Here is a 25,026-nt window from a genome sequence, read left to right on the forward strand (position 1 = left end):
TCCGGGCCCATGGCCCTTCCGTATTGTTGGAACACGTTCTACCGTGCCCCTCGATTCCAGCGCCGTCGCGGCGGACGCGAGACTCCAGGAGGGGCCGTGCACCTCGACTACACCCCCGAGCAGCGGCAACTGCGCACCGAACTGCGCGCGTACTTCACCGAGCTGGTCCCGGACAACGCCTACGCCCGCTACGCCGACCCCGCCGGACAGAAGCGGTTCTACCGCGAGACCATCCGCCGCCTCGGCGCGGACGGCTGGCTGGGCGTGGGCTGGCCGCGGGAGTACGGCGGGCGCGGCCTGGGCCCCGTGGAGCAGTTCATCTTCTTCGACGAGGCCGCCCAGGCGGGCGTACCGCTGCCCCTCATGGCGCTGAACACCGTCGGGCCCACCCTGATGCGCCACGGCACCGGTGAGCAGAAAGAGTACTTCCTGCCGAAGGTCCTCTCCGGTGAGATCGACTTCGCCATCGGCTACAGCGAGCCCGACGCGGGCACCGACCTCGCCTCGCTCAAGACCCGTGCGGTGCGCGAGGGCGATCCCCACACCGGCCACTACACGGTCAACGGCCAGAAGACCTGGACCACCAACGGCGACACCGCCGACTGGGTCTGGCTCGCGGTGCGCACCGACCCCGACGCCAAGCCCCACAAGGGCATCAGCATCCTGCTCGTGCCGACCAGCGACCCCGGCTACTCCTGCACCGTCATCAACACCCTCGCCTCCCACGACACCACGGCCAGCTACTACGAGAACATCCGGGTGCCGGCCACCCGCCGGGTCGGCGCGGAGAACGAGGGCTGGCGGCTGATCACCACCCAGCTCAACTACGAGCGCGTCACCCTCGCCGCCCACGGCACGATGGCCATCCGCGCCCTGCGCGGCGTCCAGCAGTGGGCCGCCGACACCAAGCTCGCGGACGGCCGCCGCGTCATCGACCTGGGCTGGGTGCGCGGGCGGCTGGCCCGCACCCACGCCAGGCTGGACGCCATGAAGCTGCTCAACTGGCAGATGGTGGACGCCCTCCAGCGCGAGGCGCTCACCCCCCAGGACGCCTCCGCGGTCAAGGTCTACGGCTCCGAGGCGCGCCGCGACGCCTACGCCTGGCTGATGGAGATCGTCGGCGCGGCGGGCCCGCTCAAGGAGGGCTCGACGGGCGCGGTGCTGCACGGCGAGCTGGAGCGCGGCTACCGCAGCAGCGTGGTGTTCACCTTCGGCGGCGGCAACAACGAGGTGCAGCGGGAGATCATCTCCTGGATCGGCCTGGGGATGCCGAGGGTGCGCCGTTAGTTTTCAGCATGCGATGGATCTCGGCCCGTGCTCTTCGCCACCGGCTCGGTCTCGGCGGCAGAACCTCGCTGACGAATCGAGGTCAACCCGTCCTGGTGTCCCAGCGGAAGAGGCGAGGAGCCGCGTAGGCCGCAGCAGCTATCCAGACCGCCGAGACTACGACATCGAGCAACGCAATCCACATGGGGAGATCACCCCAACTGCTGGAGATGAGTTCGATGGCTCCGCCGCCCGGTACCATGCGCCGCAACCACTCCCAGCCGTCCTCGACAGTCACAGAGTCCCATATCGCGAGACCCACGAGCAGTGTGAACACCGGCACCGTCGTGATCTGGGCGTATTCCGGCGAACTGGTGACACCAGAAGTTGCGACAGCAAGTGCGATGAGCAGCGCTTCCACCAGAATGGTCCCTGCAATAAGCGCAAGAGAACGCGTGGGCGTTGCCATCGAAATCGAGAGCCACACCAGAACGACCGCAATCTGAACGAGATTCACCACCACCACCGGCAGCGCGATCCCGACGAGGATCGCCACTTTCGTCAATCGGGTACCGCGAAGGCGCTTAAGGTAATGCGATTCCCGCCGACTGGCGAGCGTAGTGGTAGCAGTCACATAGTTCCCGAGACCGGCAATAACCGCCACCTGGAGACCCGCGAGGGCTCCGGCGCGCGCGATCGAGTCCGGAATCCGCAGGAGTGCAACGGCGAAGAGCAGTGGCACGAAGATCGATGATGCGATGACGACCTTGTTCCTGACAAAGACGATCGACTCGAACTTCGCAATGGAAGCGGTACCGCGCAGCACATTCTTTGTCATCAAACGTCGCCTTTGAGAGACTCGAAGACTTGCCGAAGGCTGGGTTGCTCGGCCGTGAGGTCATCCAGACGACAACCCTCACGCTCGGCCCAGCGAAGGAGAGTCAGGAGAGTCGCTTGAAGATCCTGAGTGCGGATCTCCGTCCGGAAGCCCGTCCAGGTCACGTCGTCGAACGGAAAAATGGCATCATGGATTCTCGTTCGGAAGGAGATCGTCGCAGGGAGACCGGCATTGATCTCAGACAGGGCGCCTTCCAGCACCAATTCGCCTTGATGTATCAGACCGATCCTGTCGGCATGCTGCTCAGCTTCTTCGAGGTAATGGGTTGTGATGAGGAAGCTTGTCCCATGTGCCCTCATGCCGGCGACACTGGCCCACAAGTCGCTTCGCGCCTCCGGATCCATGCCCGCCGTCGGCTCGTCCAGGAACACGAGATCCGGGTTTCCATAGATCGCCGAGGCGAAGTCCAGCCGTCGCCGCTCCCCACCGGACAGCTGCGACACCTTGACATTCTCCTTCTCAAGCAGCCCGACGACGGACAGGGTGCGCCGGACGCTGTCCGACCGTCCGGAGGCGGAGCCGAAGAATGCGACGGTCTCGCCGGCCGTTAATTCGCCGACCAGGGCTGATTCCTGAAGCATGAACCCGATTCGGTGCCGAATCGTGTTATCCGGTTCGACGCCGAACGTCATCACGCGACCGGAATTCGACTTTCGGAATCCTTGAATCGTCTCGAGGAGCGTAGTCTTGCCGGCTCCATTTGTGCCCAGGAGGGCATAGATCTCGCCGTTCTTCACTTGAAGGCTCACATCGCGGACTGCCAAGAATGGGCCGTAACTGCATCGAACATCTTCAATTTCGATGGCAAAACCATTCACTTCTCCGATCCGCCCCCCTTGCCCTGCCCGTCAAGCCGATCATTTCCCGCTCTGCGGGTCTTCGTCCGATGTCTTACGAGTGTTTTCGCCGGTCAAGCGGATCACGATGCGTCCTTTGTCGGGATCGAAATCCTCGGCGCTACCCTGTTGAGCGCCGGCCTCGTTACGCAACCTCTCCTGCTGTACAAAGCTCTCGCTAGGGCGGAATACCTTCACGAGCTCTGCTGCCATCGCCTCACCTCCTCCTGGCGCGGCACGTCGTCTTCTCCAGTAGATCCAGCCTCGTGACTCGGCGAGGAGTAGCAGTCTGTCAAGGACGACCAGACCGATGATGCATGCCACTACGATAATGACGGCTTTCCACATATCAGTCCCTCCACAAGAGTCGAGAACAGCATTTCCGCGGCCGGCGCGCCGAGGATATTTAATTGACTACTCTTCAAGCCAACCCCACGGGTCGGTGGCTATCTCGTGAATTAAGTCTCGATACAGTGCTATCTCAGTAGCACTGCCAACAAAGCTGGAGTAATCGACGATGTGCCCGACGATCCGCGTCATCATGGCGTCGGCGACCTGTCCATGAGGTTGCAGCCCGGCTCCTGCAAGATAAGCTCGGGCCAGATCGCGAAAATGTACGTACGGCAGACCGGCTGCCAACGCTACATGATAGTGTTCACACAAGTCGCCAAGGAGAATTCCGGGATCATACGATGCCGGCCCAGGCGCGAGGTCGATTCCAGAGAGAACGTCGCAGATTTCCAGGGCATCAGGTTCGACAATGATGTGCCCGGACGTGAAGGCGCCGTGGACCGTGGTTTCGGCAGCGTCGGATTCGAAGAGCGAAGCCAGATTCTCCGCGATATTTTGCAGCCTGCCGAACAGATGCTTTCCGATAAGCCTCTTGAGAATATCGCGGTCGCAGCTTGAAGCGCCGACGTTCCACTCACCGGCAAACCAGCGAACAAGGCGGTACAGCGCGTCGGGCATGGCCGGCCCGCTGATTGACCGCAACGAATGTGGGCCGACGGTTCGGGGGGTTGCCGCGCCGAGAGCACTGAAAAATTTCCGGAGTTGCGCAGGGTCTGGCGCCGAATCAGACCCATCTTCTCCCGCAGGATGGATGAGCGATGCGAGGGTGGTACGTCCGCGTACCTTCCACCGAACGTCTTGCGTGCCGATGTGCATCGGGGCGACGAAGTGAATCTGTGGGGTGCTGGAGGCCGCGCACCACTGCGCTGCTCCGTCACTCAGCGCAAACGCGATCGGGCTCCCAGCAGGAGCCACCCTTTCCCAGGTATGCGTCCCGTCGGCGTCAGGTCTGATCACCGTCTTGAAGGCTGCGGTACCGAAAGCGCGCTCAAGCTGCATGGTCGGAATCCGTTGCTTCCCCTGTCGCGAGTGATTCCGCCAAGGCCGCGGCAGCATTCTCGAAGTCCACAGGAGCACCCACGAAGGTCTCACCTGACTGCGCACTCTCGCCCTGCACCGGGGGGAGGACTGTGACGTTCGGTCGCAGCATCACCCGGCGAAGGTTCTCGCGGGTGACCGGGCTCTGCCACAATCCAGGAGGGAAACCCGGGCATAGAACGATGGGTGCCGTGGTGGCCTGAAGCGAAAGCATGACGGGACCGCTACCCAGCCCCCCAGCCAGCTTCCCCAGGTAGTCGAACGTCATGGGATGAACGATGACACCGTCAGGCCAGGTCGCAAGATCGACATGATGTGCCGGGGTGAGGCTGTCATCCCAACTGTCGATCACCACGGAACTGCGGCCGAAAGCCGACAGCGCCGTCGGCGTGGTGAACCGCAGCGCCATCGGCGTAACGCCGATGACGATGTCGATCTCGGGGTTGACTGTGAGCATCCACTTCGCCCTAACCGGAGCGAGAGTTGCTTGGATACCGCCGGTAATGACGTACAGGATCTTGCGGGCGGCAAGCATCACGCCACCGCCTTGACGACATTGAACCCGGCGTTGCGCAGCAGCTGGCCCGCCTCGACGGCGTCGAACCGCCCCAGGAGAACACCACGGAAAGCCTCCGCCTCAAACTCGCCAAGCGTCGTCTCGAAGGCTTTCTCGGAAAGTTCCTGCAAGATATCCGGAATTGTCGAAATCTGACGCGGATCGCGTCCGATCGCAATGTTGGACGTGATGAACACCCCGCGGCCCCGGGCATTGGCCCAGGCGTCGGCGTAGATTCCAGTAAGCTGTTCGACGCCGTCGCGCCAGTGATCTCGCCAACTGCCAAGTTCAAAGTACTCTACGACCAATTTTATAGTCTCCGAGATCGCAGACGCCTGTCCGCCTTCGGCGTCGACGTTTATACAGAGCGGCGTGCAGGTACTCAGCACTTCGATTCCTGTCGACGGCGAGTAGGCGGCCCCGCACCAGTCGCGGAGGCGGGTCTGCAACGGAGCGAAATGAGCACCGCCGAGGGCCAGCGCGGTTGCCAGAAGCACGTAGGTGTCCGTCTGTGTACCTCGATCGAAGGGTAGGACCAGGCGGAAGCACAAGTTCGCCGAGGCGCGCTCGGATATCAGCCGGAGTCCTGGGCGCGGGACGACCTCCTCCCCGGGTGGCGCGGTACGCGTGTGTGTGCTGCACGACCACGCGGAGCCCATGACGAAGGCGCGAGCGCGTGCCTCGACTTCCTCCAGCGGTATCGGGCCGATGACAACGAGGGATTTGGGCGCTTCACGCACCAAATCTTCCACGAGGCGCGCGATTCGCGTATATGTAATCGAGCTCAGCGCATCGTCATCCGGAAGCGCGAACATGGCGGGCGATTTCGTGAAAACAGTGTCCCAGCGCAACACGTCTGCGCGAATGCTTGAGGTGCTCTTGGCCTCATTTGTTCTTTCTCGCGCGACTGTGACGGCATTCGCTATCGCCTCCACAGTCGGGTCAATTGTGAGCATCTCCTGAAGCACGTCCCAAGCGAGACCGTGCTCGTCCGACGGTGCGATAGCCTCCAAGAACACCCAATCTTTGTGGCGCCGGGTAAAGACTTTGATGCCCCGGTTGAAAGCTTCGCTCGATGGGATCGTTTCGGCCCAGAGAGCGAGCAGTACCTCTGCGGCTCCGACATCTTCCAGCGACTGGACGGGTAGTTTCACTGCCGCAGTCACGTAGGTCAACGGTTCGTCCGCTATCTGCGAATACCACGCGCTGGTGCCACCTGGCAGTACGATCTGTGTCGTCCTATCGCGCAGAGCCCGGAGTCCATCCATCTGAATACCTTTCTTCGCAGAGGAGGCGGCGTATGAGATTTGGTCATCCGACTCCGGTGAGGGCCCGGAGACCGTCCGGGACCGAGGGCATCTGTGATGCGAGCTTGTAGCACTCCGCAAACGACTCTGGGGAAAGCATCACCAGAAACGCTTCGTCGTTGAACGGCTCGCGTGCCAGAACGGCGTGCCGGGCATGCAGAAGGGCACGTTGGGATGCGTCCGCGAGATTCAGATGGACCTCGGTCCGTGCCAGTGCCGTCGCCCGGTCGTATATGTTCTGATCGGCTGTCCGGATCCTGTTTCGTAGCTCTCCCCACAGACGTTCGGGGTCTCCGGCCTCCCCTGCCCGAGATTGTGCGGTGATGGCGCAGACCCACGGTGGTGTGGCCCGCAAGGGATGGAAGAAGCCGGCCTGTGTCCTCACGGATCTGTAGCCATGCGAGGCGGCCAGGTCTCGGCTTGCCACTGAAATTTGATGAACAACACCGCACAGCGCGATGTGTAGACCGAGTTCCTTTGAGGACATCGAGCCAGAACGCACCCATCCGAGTGCATGACCAAGCGGTACTTCAGCCCGGTCGTACAGTGGATCGCTCAGGGCGAGGTCTGTGCGGTCGAGACGTCGAAGTGCCGGTTCAGAGTCCCCGCGAGGTTCGACGGCGCAGTCACCGAGTCGCGCCAGAATTCCGCTGTTGTCAAGAGCCTTGTGGACCGTCGCCGTCTCGCCGGTCACGATGCTCACCGCGCATCGTTGCGGCACGTATGTCGCTTCAAGGAACTGTTTGACCGCGTGGTGGTCGTAGGAGGGAATAGCCTGGGCGGTGCCGTACCCGTCGTGCCCCCGACTCCAGTCGTCGAACAGCGCTGCGGGGAGGAAGCGCCAGATGTCTCCGCGGTTCCCTCTCGCGGTGAGCATCCGGAGCTCTTCCATGACGACCAAGCGCTGACGCTCGACGACGGAGGCCGTGATGCGGTTGCCCGCACCAAACGGAGCCAGGATTTCGACGGCATCGCCAACCACCGCCGCGGGGCACTGCACTGAGAATTCCACGGTGTCGGTCAGTGTGTGCGCCGTCCACCGTGTGAGGCCCCCACGTGGCAGCCGTCTTCTTGCGTGATCCTCGGGAACGGACTGGAGAAAAGCGTGCTCCGCGAGGTGCGCCAGGCCCGGCATGCCCACCGGATCGCACCGCATGCCGGCCCGGTAGACAACCGCGACGCTCGTTGGCGCACCGCGCATCTCGCGTACTTCCACGGTCAGTCCCGATGTCAGTCTCTCAAACATCATGGGTGACTGCGCCTTCCGACCTTCAACTGAGCGATGGCGACGGCGTATTCTCGATCTCGAGAACCAGGGGCGAGGTGCTGTTACGCCATGGTGCTGCAGGGTCCACGAGACCGTTCCGGAACGACTCTTCTACGGCCGTCCGCGCATCGATGTTGTCCCGAGCCGCACGGATGACACCGTCGGCGATCAGACGGCTGCGGTGCTGGCCAAAGCTCAATCCGGAGTACGTCGGCCGGGTGTCGGCCGGTTCGAAGGCGAGGCCGATCCCCGCAGAGCGTCGCGAGGCGAGCATCGACCCACCAGGATCGGCGAGCTTGTTCTCCTCAAGGAACTCAAGAATCCGCCCCGACTCATGCCATGCCGGTCGATTCAGGTAGATGACGATGGCGTCGTTGCGCGGGAAAGACTGTGGGATCGAGAGGACTTTTGCGCGCCACGGAACTTCCAGGGACGGAAGGATGCCACCGAGCGATTCCCACACCTTGAGGGCACGGTCGGAAGACTCACATCGGACGTATATGCGGAGGATCGGGCCGAATGCCTTGTAGGCGCGCTTGGGGCTGTCGGCCATGAAGAATCCGGGCGAGCGCTTCGGCCATTGCGTTGGCAGAACGAGGATCACCTCGTTCCCGGTCCGGGACTCAAGGTGCTCGGAGTCTGCCGGGACGGTGAGATGAACACCGCCGACGTCGACTAACAGCGCCCCTGCATCAGAGTGCAGCAGCTCGGCACGAATGCGCATCCGCCCCACCGGAACTGCCGCGGCGAGTCTGCGCTCCAGCGCCTCGTCATGCCATGTGGACGGGCGCGTCATCCGTTCACTCTGAAGCCCGGCGTGAGCATTGCTGTAGATCATTTGGGCCAGGGTCGTCGTGAGCTTGGCAGGACCAGACTCTGTGATCTCACGTCCGCGATAGGACGCCGCGCAAAGTGACTCGGATACTTCGATCTCGTCGATGATCTCGGCGACTGTTGCCGCGACAGCCACGGTCACTGTATTCCTCCCAGCCCAATAGTGTCGGCGTGGACGTCGGGTTCCATAAGTAGCATTCGACCGATGCCTGCCGCGGCAAGAACTGAAGGAGACAAGCTGGTTGCCGTTTCAGCGGAGGCGAGCATCCTGTCGAACATGTGCCATCCCCCGAAGGCGGTCGCTCTGGCGGCGAGTTCGGCGTCGTCTGCTGCAGACCCGCGGTGCTGGCGATATGCGGCCCAAATTTTCCGAATCACAGCAGCCGCCCGTTCGAGATCTGCGCCTCCTGCGCTCTGGATGTCCGCATCCGAGACCTCCGCGCCGATCGGCCTCTGATCTCTGAGACGGTCGGGAATAGACACGATCACGCTGTGCAGCACACTGCCCACAAGGGCACCGAGGTCACGTGCTGGGTCGCCCTGTCGGAACTCCTCGAAGTCGATCAGTACTACCCGGTCGTTAGACGTCATGAACTGGTCGAGCCGGATATCGCCGTGCACTGGAGTGAAATACCGCCGTGCGGCTTCTTCCCGGGCGAGCAACGAAGAAACGCTGTCGGCGACCGTGTGATCGGCGTGCAGAATCCGGAATGCCTCGAGCTGCCCAGCGCTGAGTCGTTGATAGGCGGCGACAGGCACGGCTCTCAGAGCGGATGGCGCCGGCCCGTGGAAGCGAGAGGTATCGAGACCGTCGAACGGACGGGTCCCATGGACCGCTGCCAGCGCACGTCCGCAGTCCACGAGATCGCTACGCACCTGATCAAGGTCGCCGCGTAATTCCTCGACCTGCTCAGCGCCGTCGGGTACGGCGAAGATGAGAGTTCGTGTTTCGGCATGCTGATACAGGAGCCGCGGCGTCGGGACGTGCGCGTCGAGAACGGCGGCGGCAGTGACACTCCGTTTGAATCGCCCCGCGGCGTCGTGGCCGACGAACTGCTTGGCGAAGATGCGCTCGCCGGACAAGGTCTCACCGGACCAGTTGACGTTGCGACCGAGGAAACTCCGCAGACCGGCAACGTTGAGATCGCCCAGCCCGAGTTCCTGAACCACCCGGATCAGCTCGGCGGGTTCGTCTACCTGCACTGTATTGGCCAGCAGGTGGCCGACCATCGCTTGTTCCCCCTCCACGACGCGACAGGTGCGTGGATCACGCGGACACGCACGTGCTCCACGCACCTGTCTCCAGTAGGACTTCGTTACATTCGTGACCGTCGGGCGTCGTTGATCTGCCGCGGTTCGCGGGGTGAGGCTGCGACCTGCGGAGAAGGCTTCGGCCCGGCTATCGACCAGCTGACCCAGGCGTTGAATCGCCGCAGGTCAGCAGCGTCTAATACGGTCCTGCCAGATACAAGGCGATCAGCAGACAGCGCCGATCGTCAGGATGATGATCGTGCCCACCGCGCACGGGGCGGAGGTCGTCGCAGGGGCCTCGTCGAACGTTGCGGCGCCGAACTCGGCGGCTGACGTGTACGCCGAGTATCCGGAGATGAGGTTGTTCATGGCTCCACCTTCCTAAAGGAGTCTTGCGTCCACCCGACCAGTGCGCAGGTCGGACATGCCCGGATCGGGATGTGTTGGAATACTAATAGAGGTAGATCGCATAAAACAACCTTACTCGGGCAGAGAAAAGCGGAATTTGTAGTTCGAGGCTGTTTGTGTCGGTCAAGTGTGGCCATTTTGCCCTGGTCAGAGGCGGGCGTCTGGGGCTTAAAGCATCTTCAAAATCCTTCTCAACGTGACCCTGGCCGCCGGGTCGGCGGCTTGTGGCTCCATCGAGATCGACTACGCGGAGATCGCCGCCCTCCAGCCGGAACTGAATCCTCGCCATATCCGACTTCACCTTGGACAAGGACTACAAGCGGAATTGCGGGGGATCATCTACGGCCTGTCCATCGGCAACACACCGGCCGAGATCTTCAGCATCGCCTTTGAGGACGACTTCGCGGCCAAGCTGATGAACGAACTCGGCCTGAGCTTGCCTCCCCTCGGGCAGGGAGGTCAATTCGAGGTCAGTGAGTCGGTGACGAACATGTCCGAAGCGAAGAAGGGAGATTACGTGGTGACCGACGCTCGACGGGCAGTCAGCTCAGAAGCCCATCCCTGCTGGGCATCCCCTGGGCCGGACAACCTGGAGCCCGGTCTGATCAAGTTCGACTCCGGTCGGCGAGCCCAGCGCCCTGGCCGCCAGGCCCGCCTCCAGATTGCCAGCCGAGGGGGCCGCGGTGGCCTGGGCGAGCCAGAGGCTGCCGACTCTGCCGTGGAGACGGCCCGGCGTGTAGTGCTGGAGCAGCGTTCGGCGAAGGATCTCCGAGACGGTGTCACCGAGGCCCGCCAGAGCCAGGAACGCGAGCGCCGACCACAGGTTCGGGCTGAAGCCGAAGCAGGCGATCGCCACGCCCGCAACGCGACCGCGCCGATCAGCGCCGGTCCGGTGTGGTGCACCGGGGGCCCAGCTCGGGGAAGAGCGCGTAGGGCATCGCGAAGACCACGGCGCAGACACCGGATCAGCAGCGGCCCGACCACGACCTGGTTGCCGCGTACAAAGCGCAGCCTCTCCCCCATCGCGGTCAGCGGACGCTGCCCTTCTGTGTGGTGACTGCGGTGGCCGGAGGCCTGTATCTGGCCCTGCTGCTCCGACGGCAGCGCCGAGCGGGTCGGATCTGAACGGTGGGCCACCCACGCCCCGGGCGGGGCCCGGGCCGGCCGCGGGAGGTGGTGGCATTGAAGCAAGGCCGGATCGCCGGTGACTTGGGGCTGTACGGGCCGGACTCGGTCACCTGGCAGACACGCGGCGACCCCATGATGTGATCGCGGGCGTCCGCGCTCCATTTTTAGGCGCTGCATCCGCTCGTGGTGCGCGGCATCCACCGCAGGCCCACCGTCATCGACCCGGGCACCGGCGCCCGGCACCCCGTGGCGAGTCCGCCCGCCTGGCGGGTCTCGACCCCGCGGGTGTCCCCGCCGACACGGCGGCACTAGCCGCGTATTTGGAGAAGGTGCGCCCGGAGCTCGCCCACACCCCCGAGGCCGGGGAAGTCGACGCCTTTCTGCGCAGACCTCCCGTTCACCCCCCGCTGGTGCCGGCGCGCGCGGTGCCGTGGGGGCGCGTCGCGGCGCTCGCCTGCGCGAGTCTGCCCCCGTACGCCCATGAGCTGTACGGCCGCCCGGCGCCCACGCCCGCCGTCCGCGGGCCGCTGGGTGCTGCGCCGCATTCCGCCCACCCTCCGGTGGTAGCTGCCGCCCCAGCACATCCTGCCCGCCGTCGAGCGTCGGTCTACAAGTTGCGCCAAAACGCCGCCATACTGGACAACGGGGATGCGCCGAAGGCTCGCTGACGGGCCGTCGGCTTTCACGGGGGCGGCGGGGGCGGCACTCCCGCCGGAGTCAGGGGGACCATGGCGGAAACCAGACTGATCCAGGGCCGGTACAGATTGCTCGATCTCATCGGGCGCGGGGGCATGGGCGAGGTGTGGCGGGCGCTCGACGAGTCGCTCGGGCGGCGCGTCGCCGTCAAGTGCCTCAAGCCGATGGGGCAGCAGCGGGACCCGTCCTTCATGGACGTGCTACGTGAGCGGTTCCGCCGCGAGGCGCGGGTCGCGGCGTCGCTACAGCACCACGGGGTGACCGTGGTGCACGACTTCGGAGAGCACGAGGGCGTCCTGTTTCTGGTGATGGAGCTGCTGGAGGGGCGCAACCTCAGCCAGCTGCTGGAGGACAACGAGCGGCGACCGCTGCCCGTCCCCGATGTCCTGGACATGGCCGGCCAGCTCGCCGTCGCCCTCGCGTACACCCACGACCAGGGGATCGTCCATCGCGATCTGAAGCCCGCCAACATCATGCGGCTGGCCGACGGCTCGGTGAAGATCTGCGACTTCGGCATCGCCCGGCTCGGCCATGACATCGACTTCACGGCCCGGCTGACCGGGACGGGCATCGCCATGGGCACCCCGCACTACATGTCGCCCGAGCAGATCGCGGACGGGTCCGTCGACCACCGCAGTGATCTGTACTCCCTGGGCTGTGTGCTGTACGAACTGGCCACTGGCGCGCCGCCGTTCCATCTCGACGACGCCTGGGCGGTGCTCGTCGGCCACCGCGACAACCCGCCCGATCCGCCGCGCCGGCACCGGCCCGAGATCCCTGAGCTCTTTGAGCGGGCGATCCTCGACCTGCTCGCCAAGGACCCCGAGGACCGCCCGCGCGACGCCTCCGACCTGGCCAAGCGGATCGCCCTGGCCCGCGCGACCTGGGGTGCCGGGCAGCCTCTCGTCCCGGAGTGGACTCTGCCGGGCCCCGGCGCGGGGCTCCCCGCGGGGCTTCCCGTGGGGAGCCCCGCGCGGCGGCCGCCGCAGCTGCCCGACTGGGCCCGGCACATGACCGCTGGCACCGCGGCGGACCCGGCCGGCCGGGCCGGGGCGCGGCCGGGCCCCCCGGGCGAGGCCGCCGCGCTCACCGGGGCGTGGACCGGCGGGGGAGTGGGGGCGGCCGGGCTCACCGGGGCGTGGGCCGGAGGCCCGGCGCCGCCGCTCGTCGCGCCGCCGCTCGTCGCGCCGCTGCTCGCCGCGCCGCGCGCGCCCGCCGGCGAGCCCCCGCCGCCGAGCCTGCTCGCCGCGCTCGCCGTCCGGCACACCGTCGGGATGAGCCTGGCCTTACAGGGCCGCTGGGAGGAGGCGGGCCGGACGCACCGGGAGGTCGCCGCCGAGCGGGAGCGCGTGCTCGGCCCCGACCACCCAGACACCCTGATCAGCCGTTACGAGGCGGCCTTCGCCCTCGGGCGGCTGGGCCGCCACGGCGACGCGCTGGGCGAGTACGGGCGGGTGGCGGCGGGCCGCGAGCGGGTGCTCGGGCCCGAGCACCCGGACACGCTGGCCGCCCGGCAGGAGACCGCGTTCGCGCTGAGCCGCCTCGGCCGTCACTTCGAGGCCCACCAGGTCTACGCCGCCGTGCTCGCGACCCGCGAGCGGACGATGGGCGCCGAGCACCCCGACACGCTGCGCTGCCGCCACAATCTGGCCTTCAACCTGGGCCGTCTGGGGCGGCTCGAGGACTGCCACCGGGTGGCCCGCGAGGTGGCCGCCGCCCGCGCCCGGGTGCTGGGCCCCGACCACCCCGACACCCTGGTCACCCGCTACGAGGTCGCGTACGCCCTCGGCCGGCTGGGCCGCTGGAGCGAGGCGCTGCACATCTACCGGGAGGTGGCCGACGCCCGCGGCAGGACCCTCGGCCGCGAGCACCCGGACGCCCTCGCGGCCCGCTACGAGGTCGGTATCAGCCTGGGCCGGCTCGGCCGCAGCGCGGAGGCCCTGGCGCTCTACCGCGCCCTGGTCGACGACCGCACCCGCGCCCAGGGCCCCACCGACCCCGAGACCCTGCGCGCCCGGCACGGCCTCGGGGTCAATCTGGGCCGCCTCGGCCACTGGGAGGAGGCCCTGGCCGAGGCCCGCGACGTCTCCACCCTCCGCGAGCGGACGCTGGGCCCGGACCACCCCGACACCCTGGTCAGCTGCCGGGAGGTGGCGGTGGCCCTCGGCTGGCTCGGCAACTGGACCGACGCCCTGGAGCTCTACCGCCGGGTCGCCCGGGCCCGCGAGGACGTCCTGGGCGCGGACCACCCCGACGCCCTCGCCAGCCTGGGCGACGAGGCCCAGTGCCTGGAGCAGTTGGGGCGGCGCGAGGAGGCCGTCGAGCTGTACCGGCGGATGGCCTCGGTGCGGCGCCGTCAGGGGTGAGACCGCCCTGCCGCGTCCTGGCCCCGGCGATCACCGCGTGCTAGTCAGGAGGTATGCCTCACAGCGACGCGTACGACGCCGTCATCGTCGGCGGCGGCCACAACGGGCTGGTCGCCGCCGCCTACCTCGCCCGCGCCGGCCGCAGGGTGCTGCTCATGGAGCGGCTCGACCACACCGGCGGAGCCGCCGTCTCCACCCGCCCCTTCGCCGGGGTCGACGCTCGGCTCTCCCGCTACTCGTACCTGGTGAGCCTGCTCCCGCGGCGGATCGTGGACGACCTGGGCCTGCGCTTCTCCGTCGCCGAGCGGACCGTGTCCTCGTACACCCCCACCGTCCGGGACGGGCGGCCCACCGGGCTGCTGGTGGGCGGCGACGAGGCCCGCACCCGCGCCTCGTTCGCCCGGCTGACCGGCTCGGACCGGGAGTACGAGTCCTGGCAGCGCTTTTACGCAATGACCCGGCACGTGGCCGAGCGGGTGTTCCCGACGCTCACCGAACCGCTGCCCACGCGCGCGGCGCTGCGCGCGCGGGTGGGCGACGAGACGGCCTGGCGGGCGCTGTTCGAGCGGCTGCTCGGCGAGGCGGTCGAGGAGGCGTTCGAGGACGACCTGGTCCGTGGCGTGGTCCTCACGGACGGCCTGATCGGCACCTTCACGCATGCCCACGACCCGTCGCTGCGTCAGAACCGCTGCTTCCTCTACCACGTGATCGGCGGCGGCACCGGCGACTGGAACGTCCCGGTCGGCGGGATGGGCGCGCTGACCGACGCGCTGGCGGACGCGGCGCTCGCGGCGGGCGCCCGGATCGCCACCGGATGCGAGGTGACGGCCATCGCCACCGACGGAAGGGACGCGGAGGTGATGTTCCGCGACGCGGAGGGCGAGGGCCTGGTGGGCGCCCGGCATGTGCTGGTCGGCGCCGCCCCGCAGGAGCTGGCCAGGCTGCTGGGCGACGAGTCGCCCGCCCCGCCCGCCGAGGGCGCGCAGCTCAAGGTGAATATGCTGCTGCGGCGGCTGCCCGCGCTGCGCGACCCCGGCGTCGACCCGCGCGAGGCGTTCGCCGGGACGTTCCACATCGCCGAGGGCTATGGCGACCTGGAGGCCGCCTACCGCCAGGCCGCGGCGGGCGCCCTGCCCATGCGGCCCCCCTCGGAGATCTACTGCCACTCGCTGACCGACCCGTCGATCCTGGCCCCCGAGCTGGCCCGGCAGGGCTACCAGACCCTGACCCTGTTCGGGCTGCACGCCCCCGCGCGGCTCTTCGCCGCCGACCACGACGTGGCGCTCGCGGCGCTGCTGGAGGCCACCCTCGAACTGCTCGACGCCGAGATCGCCGAGCCGATCGCCGACTGTCTGGCGTACGACGCCGAGGGGATGCCCTGCATCGAGGCGAAGAGCCCGCTGGACCTGGAGCGCGAGCTGCGGCTGCCCGGGGGCAACATCTTCCACCGCGAGCTGGCGTTCCCGTACGCCCAGGAGGGCACCGGCCGCTGGGGCGTGGAGACGCGCCACGCCAATGTGCTGCTGTGCGGCGCGGGCGCGGTGCGCGGCGGCGGGGTCAGCGGGATCCCGGGGCACAACGCGGCCATGGCGGTCCTCGGCAGGTAGCCGGGCCCGAAAAGAATCCGACGCAGCCAAAGAATCTGACGTAGCGTCAGAAAAACTCTTCCTTCGTCCGGCCAGCTGCGGCATCCTGCCGCCCATGGAGACGGAGTTGAGCAAAAGGCTGGGAGTCGAGCACGCCATCTTCGGCTTCACGCCGTTCCCGGCCGTGGCCGCCGCGATCACCCGGGCCGGCGGGTTCGGCGTGCTCGGCGCGGTCCGCTACGGCGCGGCGGACGAGCTGGCGCGCGACCTCGACTGGATGCAGGAGCACACCGACGGCAAGCCGTACGGCGTGGACGTCGTCATGCCCGCGAAGAAGGTCGAGGGGGTGACCGAGGCGGACATCGAGGCGATGATCCCCGAAGGACACCGCCGGTTCGTCCGGGAGACCCTCGCCAAACACGGCGTGCCCGAACTCTCCGAGGGCGAGGCCTCCGGCTGGCGGATCACCGGCTGGCTGGAGCACGTCGCTCGCAGCCAGCTGGACGTCGCCTTCGAATACCCCGTGAAGCTGCTGGCCAACGCCCTCGGCTCACCGCCCGCCGACGTCGTCGAGCGCGCCCACGGCAAGGGCATCCTCGTCGCCGCGCTCGCGGGCAGCGCGCGCCACGCCCGGCACCACAAGGACGCGGGTCTCGACATCGTGGTCGCCCAGGGCTACGAAGCGGGCGGCCACACCGGCGAGATCGCCTCCATGGTCCTCACCCCCGAGGTGGTGCGGGCCGTGGACCCGCTGCCCGTGCTCGCGGCCGGCGGCATCGGCAGCGGCGAACAGATCGCCGCCGGGCTCGCCCTCGGCGCGCAGGGCGTCTGGCTCGGCTCCATCTGGCTCACCACCGACGAGGCCGCCCTCACCTCGCCCGCGCTCACCCGCAAGCTGCTGGCGGCCGGGTCCGGCGACACCGTCCGCTCCCGCGCACTCACCGGCAAGCCCGCCCGGCAGCTGCGCACCGAGTGGACCGACGCCTGGGAGGACGCCGAGGGCCCGGACCCGCTGCCGATGCCGCTCCAGGGGCTGCTCGTGGCCGAGGCCGTCTCCCGCATCCAGAAGTACGAGGTGGAGCCGCTGCTCGGCACGCCGGTCGGGCAGATCGTCGGCCGGATGAACACCAAGCGCCCCGTGCAGGCCGTCTTCGACGATCTGACCCGCGGCTTCGAGCGCGCCATCGACCGCGTCAACCGCATCGCCGGACGGGCCTGAGCCCGCCGTGACCCCTGTCGTCCCTGCCTGACACGCCGCCAGAAGGAGGACCGGACCCTCATGTCCCGTACACCCAACGGCTTCTGGGCCCAGGCCGCGCTCGAACCCGACCGCGCCGTACTCGTCGCCCCGGACGGCGAGGAGTGGACCGCCGCCCGGCTGCACGCCGCCTGCAACCGGCTCGTCGGCGGGCTGCGCGCCGCGGGGCTGCGGCGGGGCGACGCCTTCGCGGTGGTGCTGCCCAACGGCGTCGAGTTCTTCACGGCCGCGCTCGCCGCCACTCAGGCCGGGTTCTACCTGGTGCCCGTCAACCACCACCTGGTCGGCCCCGAGATCGCCTGGATCGTCTCGGACTCCGGCGCGAAGGTGCTCATCGCCCACGAGCGCTTCGGCGAACAGGCCACCCTCGCCGCCGACGAGGCCGGGCTGCCCGCCGACCAGCGCTACGCGGTCGGCGCCGTCGCCGGCTTCCGCCCGTACACCGAGCTGCTGGAAGGAGAGGCCGAGGAGCCGCCCGCCGACCGCGAGCTGGGCTGGGTGATGAACTACACCTCCGGTACGACGGGCCGCCCGCGCGGCATCCGGCGCGCGCTGACCGGCGTCCCGCCCGAGGAGGCCAACCTCGGCGGCTTCCTGCGCATCTTCGGCATCAAACCCCGCGACGAGGAGCCCGACAACGTCCATCTGGTGTGCTCACCGCTCTACCACACCGCGGTGCTCCAGTTCGCCTCCTCCTCCCTGCACATCGGCCACCGGCTGGTCCTCATGGACAGGTGGACGCCCGAGGAGATGCTGCGCCTCATCGACACCCAGCGCTGCACCCACACCCACATGGTCCCCACCCAGTTCCACCGGCTGCTGGCGCTGCCCGAGGAGGTCAGGCGGCGCTACGACGTGTCCTCGATGCGCCACGCCATCCACGGGGCCGCGCCCTGCCCCGACCACATCAAGCGGGCGATGATCGACTGGTGGGGCGCCTGCGTCGAGGAGTACTACGCGGCCAGCGAGGGCGGCGGCGCCTTCGCCACCGCCGAGGACTGGCTCAAGAAGCCGGGGACGGTCGGCAAGCCCTGGCCCATCAGCGAACTGGCGATCTTCGACGACGAGGGCAACCGGCTCCCCGCCGGTGAACTCGGCACCGTCTACATGCGGATGAGCACCGGCGGTTTCGCGTACCACAAGGACGAGGCCAAGACGCGCAAGAACCGCATCGGCGACTTCTTCACCGTCGGCGACCTCGGCCTGCTCGACGAGGACGGCTATCTCTACCTTCGCGACCGCAAGATCGACCTGATCATCTCGGGCGGCGTCAACATCTACCCGGCCGAGATCGAGGCCGAGCTGCTCACCCACCCCGCCGTCGCGGACGCCGCCGCCTTCGGCATCCCGCACGAGGACTGGGGCGAGGAGGTCAAGGCGGTCGTGGAGCCCGCCCCCGGCCAGGAGCCGGGGCCCGCGCTGGAGCGGGCGCTGCTCGCCCACTGCGAGGCGCGGCTGGCGGGATACAAGCGCCCCAAGTCGGTGGACTTCGTGGCCGAGATGCCACGGGACCCCAACGGCAAGCTCTACAAGCGGCGGCTGCGCGAGCCGTACTGGAAGGGACGTGAGCGAGCGATGTGACGCGGGTAGTCTCGGCCGTATGCACACACTTGACACGGTCGAGGTGGCCGGGATCGAACTGGTTTACCGGGTCTGGGGGGAGCGTGCGGCTCCCCCCGTCCTGCTGCTGGCCGGCCTCGGCGGGGACGGCGCCGACTGGCTGGGAATCGCTCCCGAACTCGCGCGCACCCGGAGCGTCTACGCCCTCGATCTGCGCGGCCACGGGGCCAGCGACTGGCCCGGGGACTACGCCCTGGAGCGGGTGAGCGACGACGTCGCCGGCTTTCTCGGAGCCCTCGGCCTGACCCGGGCCTCGGTCGTCGGACACTCCTACGGCGGCGTGGTCGGCTACCTCCTCGCCCAGCGCCACCCCGCCCTCGTCGAGCGGCTGGTGATCGAGGACGCCCCGCCGCTGTGGCCCCAGGACCCGCCGCTTGAGGTGCCCGAGCGCCCGGTGGGGCGGCAGGCCTTCGACTGGGCGGTCAAGACCCAGTTCACCGAGCAGCGCAACGCGCCCGACCCGCGATGGATCGAGGGGCTCTCGGGGATCACCGCCCCGACCCTGCTGATCGGCGGCGGCCCGGACAGCCACATCCCGCAGGAGCTGCTGGCCGACATGGCCGACCGGATACCCGACTGCCGCCTGGTCACCATCGACGCGGGACACCTCGTCCACGAGACGCGCCCCGGGGAGTTCCTGGCCGAGGTGCGCCCCTTCCTGGAGGCGGGGGAGTGACGCCGAACGCGACCCTGCGCCACGCGCTGACCGCCGCCGCGGCCCTCGGGCTGCTGGTCACGGCGGCGCCCGGCGCGACCGCGGCTCCGGCCGTCTCCGCCGCCGCTCCGGCCTCGGTTTCCGCGCCGGCGCTTCCGTACGGGCAACTGCTGCCGATCGCCGACCTGTCCGCCCAGCGGCTGCTGACCGCCGATCAGGTGGCCCAGGCGAAGTGGGGAACGGACAGCCCCATCGACGACCCGGAGCGGGAGCGGCAGGTGCTGGAGGCGGTGGCCGAACAGGCCCGCGCGCTGGGCGCGGACCCGGAGGCCACGGTGCGGATCTTCCGCGACCAGATCGAGGCCAACAAGCTCGTCCAGCGCGGCCTGTACCGCCGTTGGGAGGCCGACCCAGCCCAGGCGCCCACCGAGCGCCCCGACCTCTCGAAGGTCCGCCTGGAGATCAACCGCATCAACGGCGAGCTGGTGCGGGCCATCGCGGACTCGGCGCGGGCCCAGGCCGAGCCGTCCTGCGCGGGGTGGCTGACCGTGGCCGCGGTGCGGGTACGCCACGACAGACAGCTGGACGCGCTGCACACGGTGGCGCTGGAGCGGGCGCTGCGGTCGGTGTGCGCGCCGAACGGAACCTGACCGCGGCGGCCTCCCACGCGGATCCGGGGGCCGCACCCCGACCGCCTCGCCGCCGTACGCCTCCGAGCCGCGCGCCTCGTTCCGGGCGCGGGGAATACGGGGTCGCGCCCGGCGGCCACCGCCGACGTGGTCAGGAGTCGGCCGGGGCGTTTGCCGCGATGTCCCTCGCCCAGCGGTAGTCCGCCTTGCCGCTGGGCGAGCGCTGGATGTGGTCGCTGAAGACGACCGTACGCGGGATCTTGTAGCCCGCGAGCCGGTCGCGGCAGTGCGCCCGTACGGCGTCGGCCGTGAGCCGGTCCGCCCCCTGGCGGGGCTGGACGACGGCCGCGACGCGGCTGCCCCAGCGCTCGTCCGGCACGCCCGCCACCAGCGCGTCGTACACATCCGGATGGGCCTTGAGCGCCTGCTCGACCTCCTCCGGATAGACCTTCTCGCCGCCGGTGTTGATGCACTGCGAGCCGCGCCCGAGCACCGTGATCACGCCGTCCTCGTCGACCGTGCCCATGTCGCCGAGCAGCACCCAGCGCGCGCCGTCCGCCTCGAAGAACGTCTCGGCGGTTTTCTTCGGGTCGTTGTAGTAGCCGAGCGGCACATGGCCGCGCTGGGCGATGCGGCCGGGTTCGCCGGGCGCCACCGGCCGGTGGGTGGCCGGATCGATCACCGAGGTACGGGCGTTGACCCGCAGCCGGAACCCCTTCTCGGGGCCGGCGTCCTCGGTGGCGGTGCCATTGAAACCGGACTCCGAGGAGCCGAAGTTGTTCAGCAGCATGGTGTGCGGCGCCAGCTCCGAGAACTGGTCCCGAACGGTGTCCGACAGGACCGCGCCGGAGCTGCTGACGCTGAACAGCGAGGAGCAGTCGGTGCCCTTGAGGGGGCCGGCCAGGGCGTCCACCAACGGGCGCAGCATCGCGTCGCCGACCAGCGAGACGCTGGTGACCTTCTCCTTCTCGATCGTGCGCAGTACGTCTTCGGGCACGAACTTACGGTGGATGACCACCTTCTGGCCGAAGTTGAAGCCGATGAAGGCCGTGAGCGTGGAGGTCCCGTGCATCAGCGGCGGGGTGGGGAAGAACACCAGTCCCTCGCCGCCCGCCGCCACCCGCTCGGCCAGCTCCTCGGGCCTGCCGACCGGCTCGCCGGTGGGCGAGCCGCCGCCGAGCCCGGAGAAGAACAGGTCCTCCTGCCGCCACATCACGCCCTTGGGCATGCCCGTGGTGCCGCCGGTGTAGATGATGAACCGGTCGTCGGCGAAGCGCGCCGGGAAGCCGCGCTCGGGCGAGCCCGAGGCCTCGGCCTCCTCGAAGGACACGGGCGCGGGGTCCGGGACGGGGCCCTCCCCGGCCGGGGCACTGGCCCGGCCGACCCGCACGAGATGGCGCACGGTGTCGGCGCGGGGGAGCGCGGCGGCCACCCGGTCGCCGAACTCGGCGTCGTACACCAGCGCCGCCAGGTCGGCGTCCCGGTAGAGATAGACCAACTCGTCTTCCACATAGCGGTAGTTGACGTTCACCGGCACGGCCCGGATCTTCAGACAGGCGAGTGAGGTCTGGAGGTATTCGACGCCGTTGTACAGATGCAGGCCGACGTGTTCGCCCGGCGCGATGCCGGCGGTGTCCCGCAGATGGTGGGCGAGCCGGTTGGCCGCCGCGTCCAGCTGGGCGTAGGTCAGCCGCCGCTCGGCCCCGGTGCCGGGGTGGTCGATGTACACCAGCGCCTCTCTGTCGGGCACCGTGTCGACGATCGACTCGAACAGGTCGGCAAGGTTGTACTCCACGGCTCCTCCTGACCTGACACCGGGCGGCATGGCGGTCATTGGAGCGCCGTCCGGAAGAGATGTGAAGGCACATGGCCAATAAATCTGACTGGGCATCAGATTTCTCTTGAAGTCGCCCCGCGGCTCCTGCAACCTGTTCTAGGTCGAGACGGGAGGACTGCCGTGACAAGCGGGACCGAACATCTGACGGTCGAGCGCGCCGGTGCGACGCTGGTGCTCACCCTGAACCGTCCGGAGGCCAAGAACGCGCTCTCGCTGCCGATGCTGGTCGGCCTCCACGACGGCTGGGCCCAGGCCGACGCGGACGACGACATCAGGTCGGTGGTGCTCACCGGGGCCGGCGGGTCCTTCTGTGCGGGCATGGACCTCAAAGCCCTCGCGGGCGGCGGCGGGATGGCCGGAGAGCACTACCGGGACCGGCTCAAGGCCGACCCCGACCTGCACTGGAAGGCCATGCTCCGGCACCACCGGCCGCGCAAGCCGGTGATCGCCGCCGTCGAGGGACACTGCGTGGCGGGCGGCACGGAGATCCTCCAGGGCACCGACATCCGCGTCGCGGGCCGCGGCGCCACCTTCGGCCTCTTCGAGGTCAGGCGCGGGCTGTTCCCCATCGGCGGCTCCACGGTCCGCCTCGCCCGCCAGGTGCCCCGCACCCACGCGCTGGAGATGCTGCTGACCGGCCGCCCGTACACCGCCGAGGAGGCCGAGCGGATCGGGCTGATCGGCCGGGTCGTGCCCGACGGCACCGCCCTTCGGACGGCCCTGGAGATCGCCGAGCTGATCAACGCCAATGGCCCCCTCGCCGTCGAGGCCGTCAAGGCGTCCGTCTACGAGACGGCGGAGCTGACCGAAGCCGAGGGCCTGAAGTCCGAACTCGAACGCGGCTGGCCCATCTTCGCCACCGCCGACGCGAAGGAGGGCTCCAAGGCCTTCGCGGAGAAGCGACCGCCGGTCTACCGACGGGCCTGAGCGCCCATGCCGCACGGCGAGTGAGCCGAAGGGGCGCGCCGCTGTCGAAAGGGAGAGCGCGCGGAGGCCCTGAGGAACGAAGGGCCGAGCACGGTCGACCGTCGACAGGGGCTGTAGCGCCCCGGAGGCGAACGAGCCTGGAAATAGAGGAGAGGCACACATGACACCGGCTCCCGTGCCCGAGGTGCTTTCCGCCCCTCTGGTCGTCGAGTTCCCCTTCACCCGCTCCCTCGGCCCCGTCCAGAGCGCGTTTCTGACCGGACTGCGCGAACGCGCCGTGCTCGGCGTACGGACCGCTGACGGCCGGGTGCTGGTACCCCCCGTCGAGTACGACCCCGTCACCGCCGAGGAGATCCGCGCCCTCGTCGAGGTCGCCGCCACCGGCACCGTCACCACCTGGGCCTGGAACCCCGAGCCGCGCCGCGGACAGCCCCTCACCACCCCCTTCGCCTGGGTGCTGGTGCGGCTCGACGGCGCCGACACCGCCCTCCTCCACGCCCTCGACGTACCCGGCCCCGAGGCCGTCCGCACCGGCCTGCGGGTGCGCGTCCGCTGGGCGCCTGAGCGCACCGGCGCCATCACCGACATCGCCTGCTTCGAGCCGTACGAGAGCGAGCCCGACCCGCGAACCACCCCGCACAGCGGCGAGTTCACCGACCCCGTCCAGGGGATCGTGGCGCCCGCCCGCCTGGACTACGTGTACTCGCCCGGCCGCGCCCAGTCCCGCTATATCGCCGCCCTCTCCGGCCGGCGGTCCGTGGGGGAGCGCTGCCCGGCCTGCCGCAAGGTGTATGTCCCGCCCCGCGGCGCCTGCCCCACCTGCGGCGTCGCCACCGACGAACAGGTCGAGGTCGGCCCGCGCGGCACCGTCACCACCTACTGCATCGTCAACATCAAGGCGAAGAACCTCGATATCGAGGTGCCGTACGTCTACGCGCACATCGCCCTGGACGGCGCCGACCTCGCCCTCCACGGCCGCATCGGCGGCATCCCCTACGACCAGGTCCGGATGGGGCTGCGCGTCGAGCCGGTGTGGACCGAGGGCGGGCGCTACCCCGACCACTACCGCCCCACCGGCGAGCCCGACGCGGACTACGACACCTACAAGGAGCTGCTGTGAACCCGAGGCCCGTCGCCATCGTGGCGTTCGCACAGACCCGCCACCGGCGCCGATCCGCCGAGCTGTCCGAGGTCGAGATGCTGATGCCGGTCCTGCACGAGGTGCTCGGCGCGGTCGGCCTGCGCACCGGCGAGATCGGCTTCACCTGCTCCGGCTCCTCCGACTATCTCGCCGGCCGCGCCTTCTCCTTCACCATGGCACTGGACGGCGTCGGCGCCTCGCCGCCCATCTCCGAGTCGCATGTGGAGATGGACGGCGCCTGGGCGCTGTACGAGGCGTGGGTCAAGCTGCTGGCCGGAGAGGCCGAGACGGCGCTCGTCTACTCCTACGGCAAGTCCTCGCCCGGAGAGCTGCGCGACGTCCTGACCCGCCAGCTCGACCCCTACTACCTCGCCCCGCTGTGGCCGGACCCGGTGTCCCTGGCCGCCCTCCAGGCCCAGGCGCTCATCGACGAGGGAGCCACCGACGAGCGAGCCCTCGCCGGGGTCGCCGCGCGCAGCCGCGCCGCCGCCGAACACAACCCGCACGCCCAACTGACCGGCTCCGCGGCCCCGGACGCGCTGCTGGCGGACCCCTACCTGGTGCGGCCGCTGCGCCGCCACGACTGCCCGCCCATCGGCGACGGCGCGGCCGCCGTCGTCCTCGCCGCCGGTGACACCGCGCGTCGGCTCTGCCCCCGCCCCGCGTGGATCCGCGGCATGGACCACCGCATCGAGGCGCACGCACTGGGCGTACGGGACCTCACCCGCTCTCCCTCGACCCGGCTCGCCGCGCGCAACGCCGGTCTGTTCGACGACGACGCCGCGCCCGTCGACACCGCGGAACTGCACGCGCCCTTCACCTCGCAGGAGGTGATCCTGCGCCGCGAGCTGGGGCTGGACGAGGGCGTACGCGTCAATCCGTCCGGCGGCGCGCTCGCCGCCAACCCCATGATGGCCGCCGGGCTGATCCGCCTCGGCGAGGCCGCGGCCCGCATCCACCGCGGCGAGTCCGACCGGGCCGTCGCACACGCCACCTCCGGGCCGTGTCTCCAGCAGAACCTGGTGGCGGTCCTGGAAGGAGAACGGGACGGGCAATCGGAAGGGGACCAGGCATGAGCGTGTCTTGGCGCGCTGCGCGGGCTGGACTGAGGAGCCGCGCAGCGACGGAGGAGCGAGCAGTGACGAGGGAAGCCCGTGCGTTGGAGCGCGCC

Annotated in this window: 23 protein-coding genes; 12 read left to right on the forward strand and 11 right to left on the reverse strand. The window is 68.9% G+C overall.

Translation table 11 applies throughout. The features are described 5' to 3' along the window. Nucleotides 1–96 precede the first annotated feature (96 nt). Nucleotides 97–1,287 (forward strand): acyl-CoA dehydrogenase family protein, encoded by a 1,191-nt coding sequence (locus ABTY62_RS04025; RefSeq protein ID WP_352127766.1) that lies wholly within the window; start codon nt 97–99, stop codon nt 1,285–1,287. An 82-nt stretch (nt 1,288–1,369) separates the two neighbouring features. Here ABTY62_RS04025 and ABTY62_RS04030 read toward each other — a convergent pair whose 3' ends face one another. The 10 genes from ABTY62_RS04030 to ABTY62_RS04075 all read right to left on the reverse strand — a co-directional run bounded on the left by ABTY62_RS04030 (nt 1,370) and on the right by ABTY62_RS04075 (nt 9,973). Then, nucleotides 1,370–2,104: an ABC transporter permease gene (locus tag ABTY62_RS04030; RefSeq protein WP_352127767.1), complete on the reverse strand. Its 735-nt coding sequence runs from the start codon at nt 2,102–2,104 to the stop codon at nt 1,370–1,372. Then, a complete protein-coding gene (locus tag ABTY62_RS04035) occupies nt 2,104–2,982 on the reverse strand; it encodes an ABC transporter ATP-binding protein (protein WP_352127768.1) in 879 nt (292 codons plus the stop codon). Before ABTY62_RS04035 ends, ABTY62_RS04030 begins: the two co-directional genes overlap by 1 nt. Before the next feature lie 39 nt (nt 2,983–3,021). After that, nucleotides 3,022–3,213, reverse strand: a complete 192-nt coding sequence (locus tag ABTY62_RS04040) for a hypothetical protein (RefSeq protein ID WP_352127769.1) — start codon at nt 3,211–3,213, stop codon at nt 3,022–3,024. 201 nt (nt 3,214–3,414) lie between these two features. Further along, nucleotides 3,415–4,350, reverse strand: a complete 936-nt coding sequence (locus ABTY62_RS04045) for a hypothetical protein (protein WP_352127770.1) — start codon at nt 4,348–4,350, stop codon at nt 3,415–3,417. Next, the gene (locus tag ABTY62_RS04050) at nt 4,340–4,924 is read right to left on the reverse strand and encodes a flavoprotein (RefSeq protein WP_352127854.1); all 585 of its coding nucleotides are present in this window, start codon (nt 4,922–4,924) and stop codon (nt 4,340–4,342) included. Before ABTY62_RS04050 ends, ABTY62_RS04045 begins: the two co-directional genes overlap by 11 nt. Then, the gene (locus ABTY62_RS04055) at nt 4,924–6,111 is read right to left on the reverse strand and encodes a hypothetical protein (protein WP_352127771.1); all 1,188 of its coding nucleotides are present in this window, start codon (nt 6,109–6,111) and stop codon (nt 4,924–4,926) included. Before ABTY62_RS04055 ends, ABTY62_RS04050 begins: the two co-directional genes overlap by 1 nt. A 145-nt stretch (nt 6,112–6,256) precedes the next feature. Next, nucleotides 6,257–7,501: a M16 family metallopeptidase gene (locus ABTY62_RS04060; protein WP_352127772.1), complete on the reverse strand. Its 1,245-nt coding sequence runs from the start codon at nt 7,499–7,501 to the stop codon at nt 6,257–6,259. A 22-nt stretch (nt 7,502–7,523) separates the two neighbouring features. Further along, complete coding sequence (locus ABTY62_RS04065; RefSeq protein ID WP_352127773.1) at nt 7,524–8,489, reverse strand: T3SS effector HopA1 family protein; 966 nt, start codon at nt 8,487–8,489, stop codon at nt 7,524–7,526. Nucleotides 8,490–8,491: 2 nt separating this feature from the next. Then, nucleotides 8,492–9,583 (reverse strand): class V lanthionine synthetase subunit LxmK, encoded by a 1,092-nt coding sequence (gene lxmK / locus ABTY62_RS04070; RefSeq protein ID WP_352127774.1) that lies wholly within the window; start codon nt 9,581–9,583, stop codon nt 8,492–8,494. Nucleotides 9,584–9,829: 246 nt separating this feature from the next. Next, nucleotides 9,830–9,973 (reverse strand): LxmA leader domain family RiPP, encoded by a 144-nt coding sequence (locus ABTY62_RS04075; protein WP_352127775.1) that lies wholly within the window; start codon nt 9,971–9,973, stop codon nt 9,830–9,832. A gap of 235 nt (nt 9,974–10,208) precedes the next feature. On the opposite strand from ABTY62_RS04075, the gene ABTY62_RS04080 reads away from it, so the two are divergent. From ABTY62_RS04080 to ABTY62_RS04115, 8 genes are all read left to right on the forward strand, one after another. Then, the gene (locus tag ABTY62_RS04080; protein ID WP_352127776.1) at nt 10,209–11,069 is read left to right on the forward strand and encodes a hypothetical protein; all 861 of its coding nucleotides are present in this window, start codon (nt 10,209–10,211) and stop codon (nt 11,067–11,069) included. A gap of 208 nt (nt 11,070–11,277) precedes the next feature. After that, the gene (locus ABTY62_RS04085) at nt 11,278–11,808 is read left to right on the forward strand and encodes an oxygenase MpaB family protein (RefSeq protein WP_502997396.1); all 531 of its coding nucleotides are present in this window, start codon (nt 11,278–11,280) and stop codon (nt 11,806–11,808) included. Nucleotides 11,809–11,868: 60 nt separating this feature from the next. After that, a complete protein-coding gene (locus tag ABTY62_RS04090) occupies nt 11,869–14,202 on the forward strand; it encodes a serine/threonine-protein kinase (protein WP_352127777.1) in 2,334 nt (777 codons plus the stop codon). A gap of 53 nt (nt 14,203–14,255) precedes the next feature. Then, nucleotides 14,256–15,809, forward strand: coding sequence for a phytoene desaturase family protein (locus tag ABTY62_RS04095; protein WP_352127779.1), 1,554 nt, complete (start codon nt 14,256–14,258; stop codon nt 15,807–15,809). A 94-nt stretch (nt 15,810–15,903) separates the two neighbouring features. Next, on the forward strand, nt 15,904–17,007 hold the full coding sequence (locus ABTY62_RS04100) for an NAD(P)H-dependent flavin oxidoreductase (protein ID WP_352127780.1): 1,104 nt from the start codon (nt 15,904–15,906) through the stop codon (nt 17,005–17,007). Between the two features lie 60 nt (nt 17,008–17,067). Continuing rightward, complete coding sequence (locus ABTY62_RS04105) at nt 17,068–18,627, forward strand: acyl-CoA synthetase (RefSeq protein ID WP_352127781.1); 1,560 nt, start codon at nt 17,068–17,070, stop codon at nt 18,625–18,627. Nucleotides 18,628–18,646: 19 nt separating this feature from the next. Then, complete coding sequence (locus ABTY62_RS04110; protein ID WP_352127782.1) at nt 18,647–19,342, forward strand: alpha/beta fold hydrolase; 696 nt, start codon at nt 18,647–18,649, stop codon at nt 19,340–19,342. Further along, on the forward strand, nt 19,339–19,971 hold the full coding sequence (locus tag ABTY62_RS04115) for a chorismate mutase (protein ID WP_352127783.1): 633 nt from the start codon (nt 19,339–19,341) through the stop codon (nt 19,969–19,971). The genes ABTY62_RS04110 and ABTY62_RS04115 overlap by 4 nt, the downstream gene beginning before the upstream one ends. A 130-nt stretch (nt 19,972–20,101) precedes the next feature. Here the strand turns inward: ABTY62_RS04115 and ABTY62_RS04120 are convergent, their stop codons facing one another. Beyond that, on the reverse strand, nt 20,102–21,745 hold the full coding sequence (locus ABTY62_RS04120; protein ID WP_352127784.1) for an acyl-CoA synthetase: 1,644 nt from the start codon (nt 21,743–21,745) through the stop codon (nt 20,102–20,104). Between the two features lie 162 nt (nt 21,746–21,907). Here ABTY62_RS04120 and ABTY62_RS04125 point away from each other — a divergent pair, with 162 nt between their 5' ends. The 3 genes from ABTY62_RS04125 to ABTY62_RS04135 all read left to right on the forward strand — a co-directional run bounded on the left by ABTY62_RS04125 (nt 21,908) and on the right by ABTY62_RS04135 (nt 24,931). After that, nucleotides 21,908–22,714, forward strand: a complete 807-nt coding sequence (locus ABTY62_RS04125; RefSeq protein ID WP_352127785.1) for a crotonase/enoyl-CoA hydratase family protein — start codon at nt 21,908–21,910, stop codon at nt 22,712–22,714. Between the two features lie 175 nt (nt 22,715–22,889). Further along, nucleotides 22,890–23,834: a Zn-ribbon domain-containing OB-fold protein gene (locus ABTY62_RS04130; protein WP_352127856.1), complete on the forward strand. Its 945-nt coding sequence runs from the start codon at nt 22,890–22,892 to the stop codon at nt 23,832–23,834. Beyond that, nucleotides 23,831–24,931 (forward strand): thiolase family protein, encoded by a 1,101-nt coding sequence (locus ABTY62_RS04135; protein ID WP_352127786.1) that lies wholly within the window; start codon nt 23,831–23,833, stop codon nt 24,929–24,931. Before ABTY62_RS04130 ends, ABTY62_RS04135 begins: the two co-directional genes overlap by 4 nt. Nucleotides 24,932–25,026: the final 95 nt, after the last annotated feature.

It is taken from the genome of Streptomyces sp. NPDC097640 (assembly GCF_040302705.1).
In the GTDB taxonomy this organism is placed as follows: Bacteria; Actinomycetota; Actinomycetes; order Streptomycetales; family Streptomycetaceae; genus Streptomyces.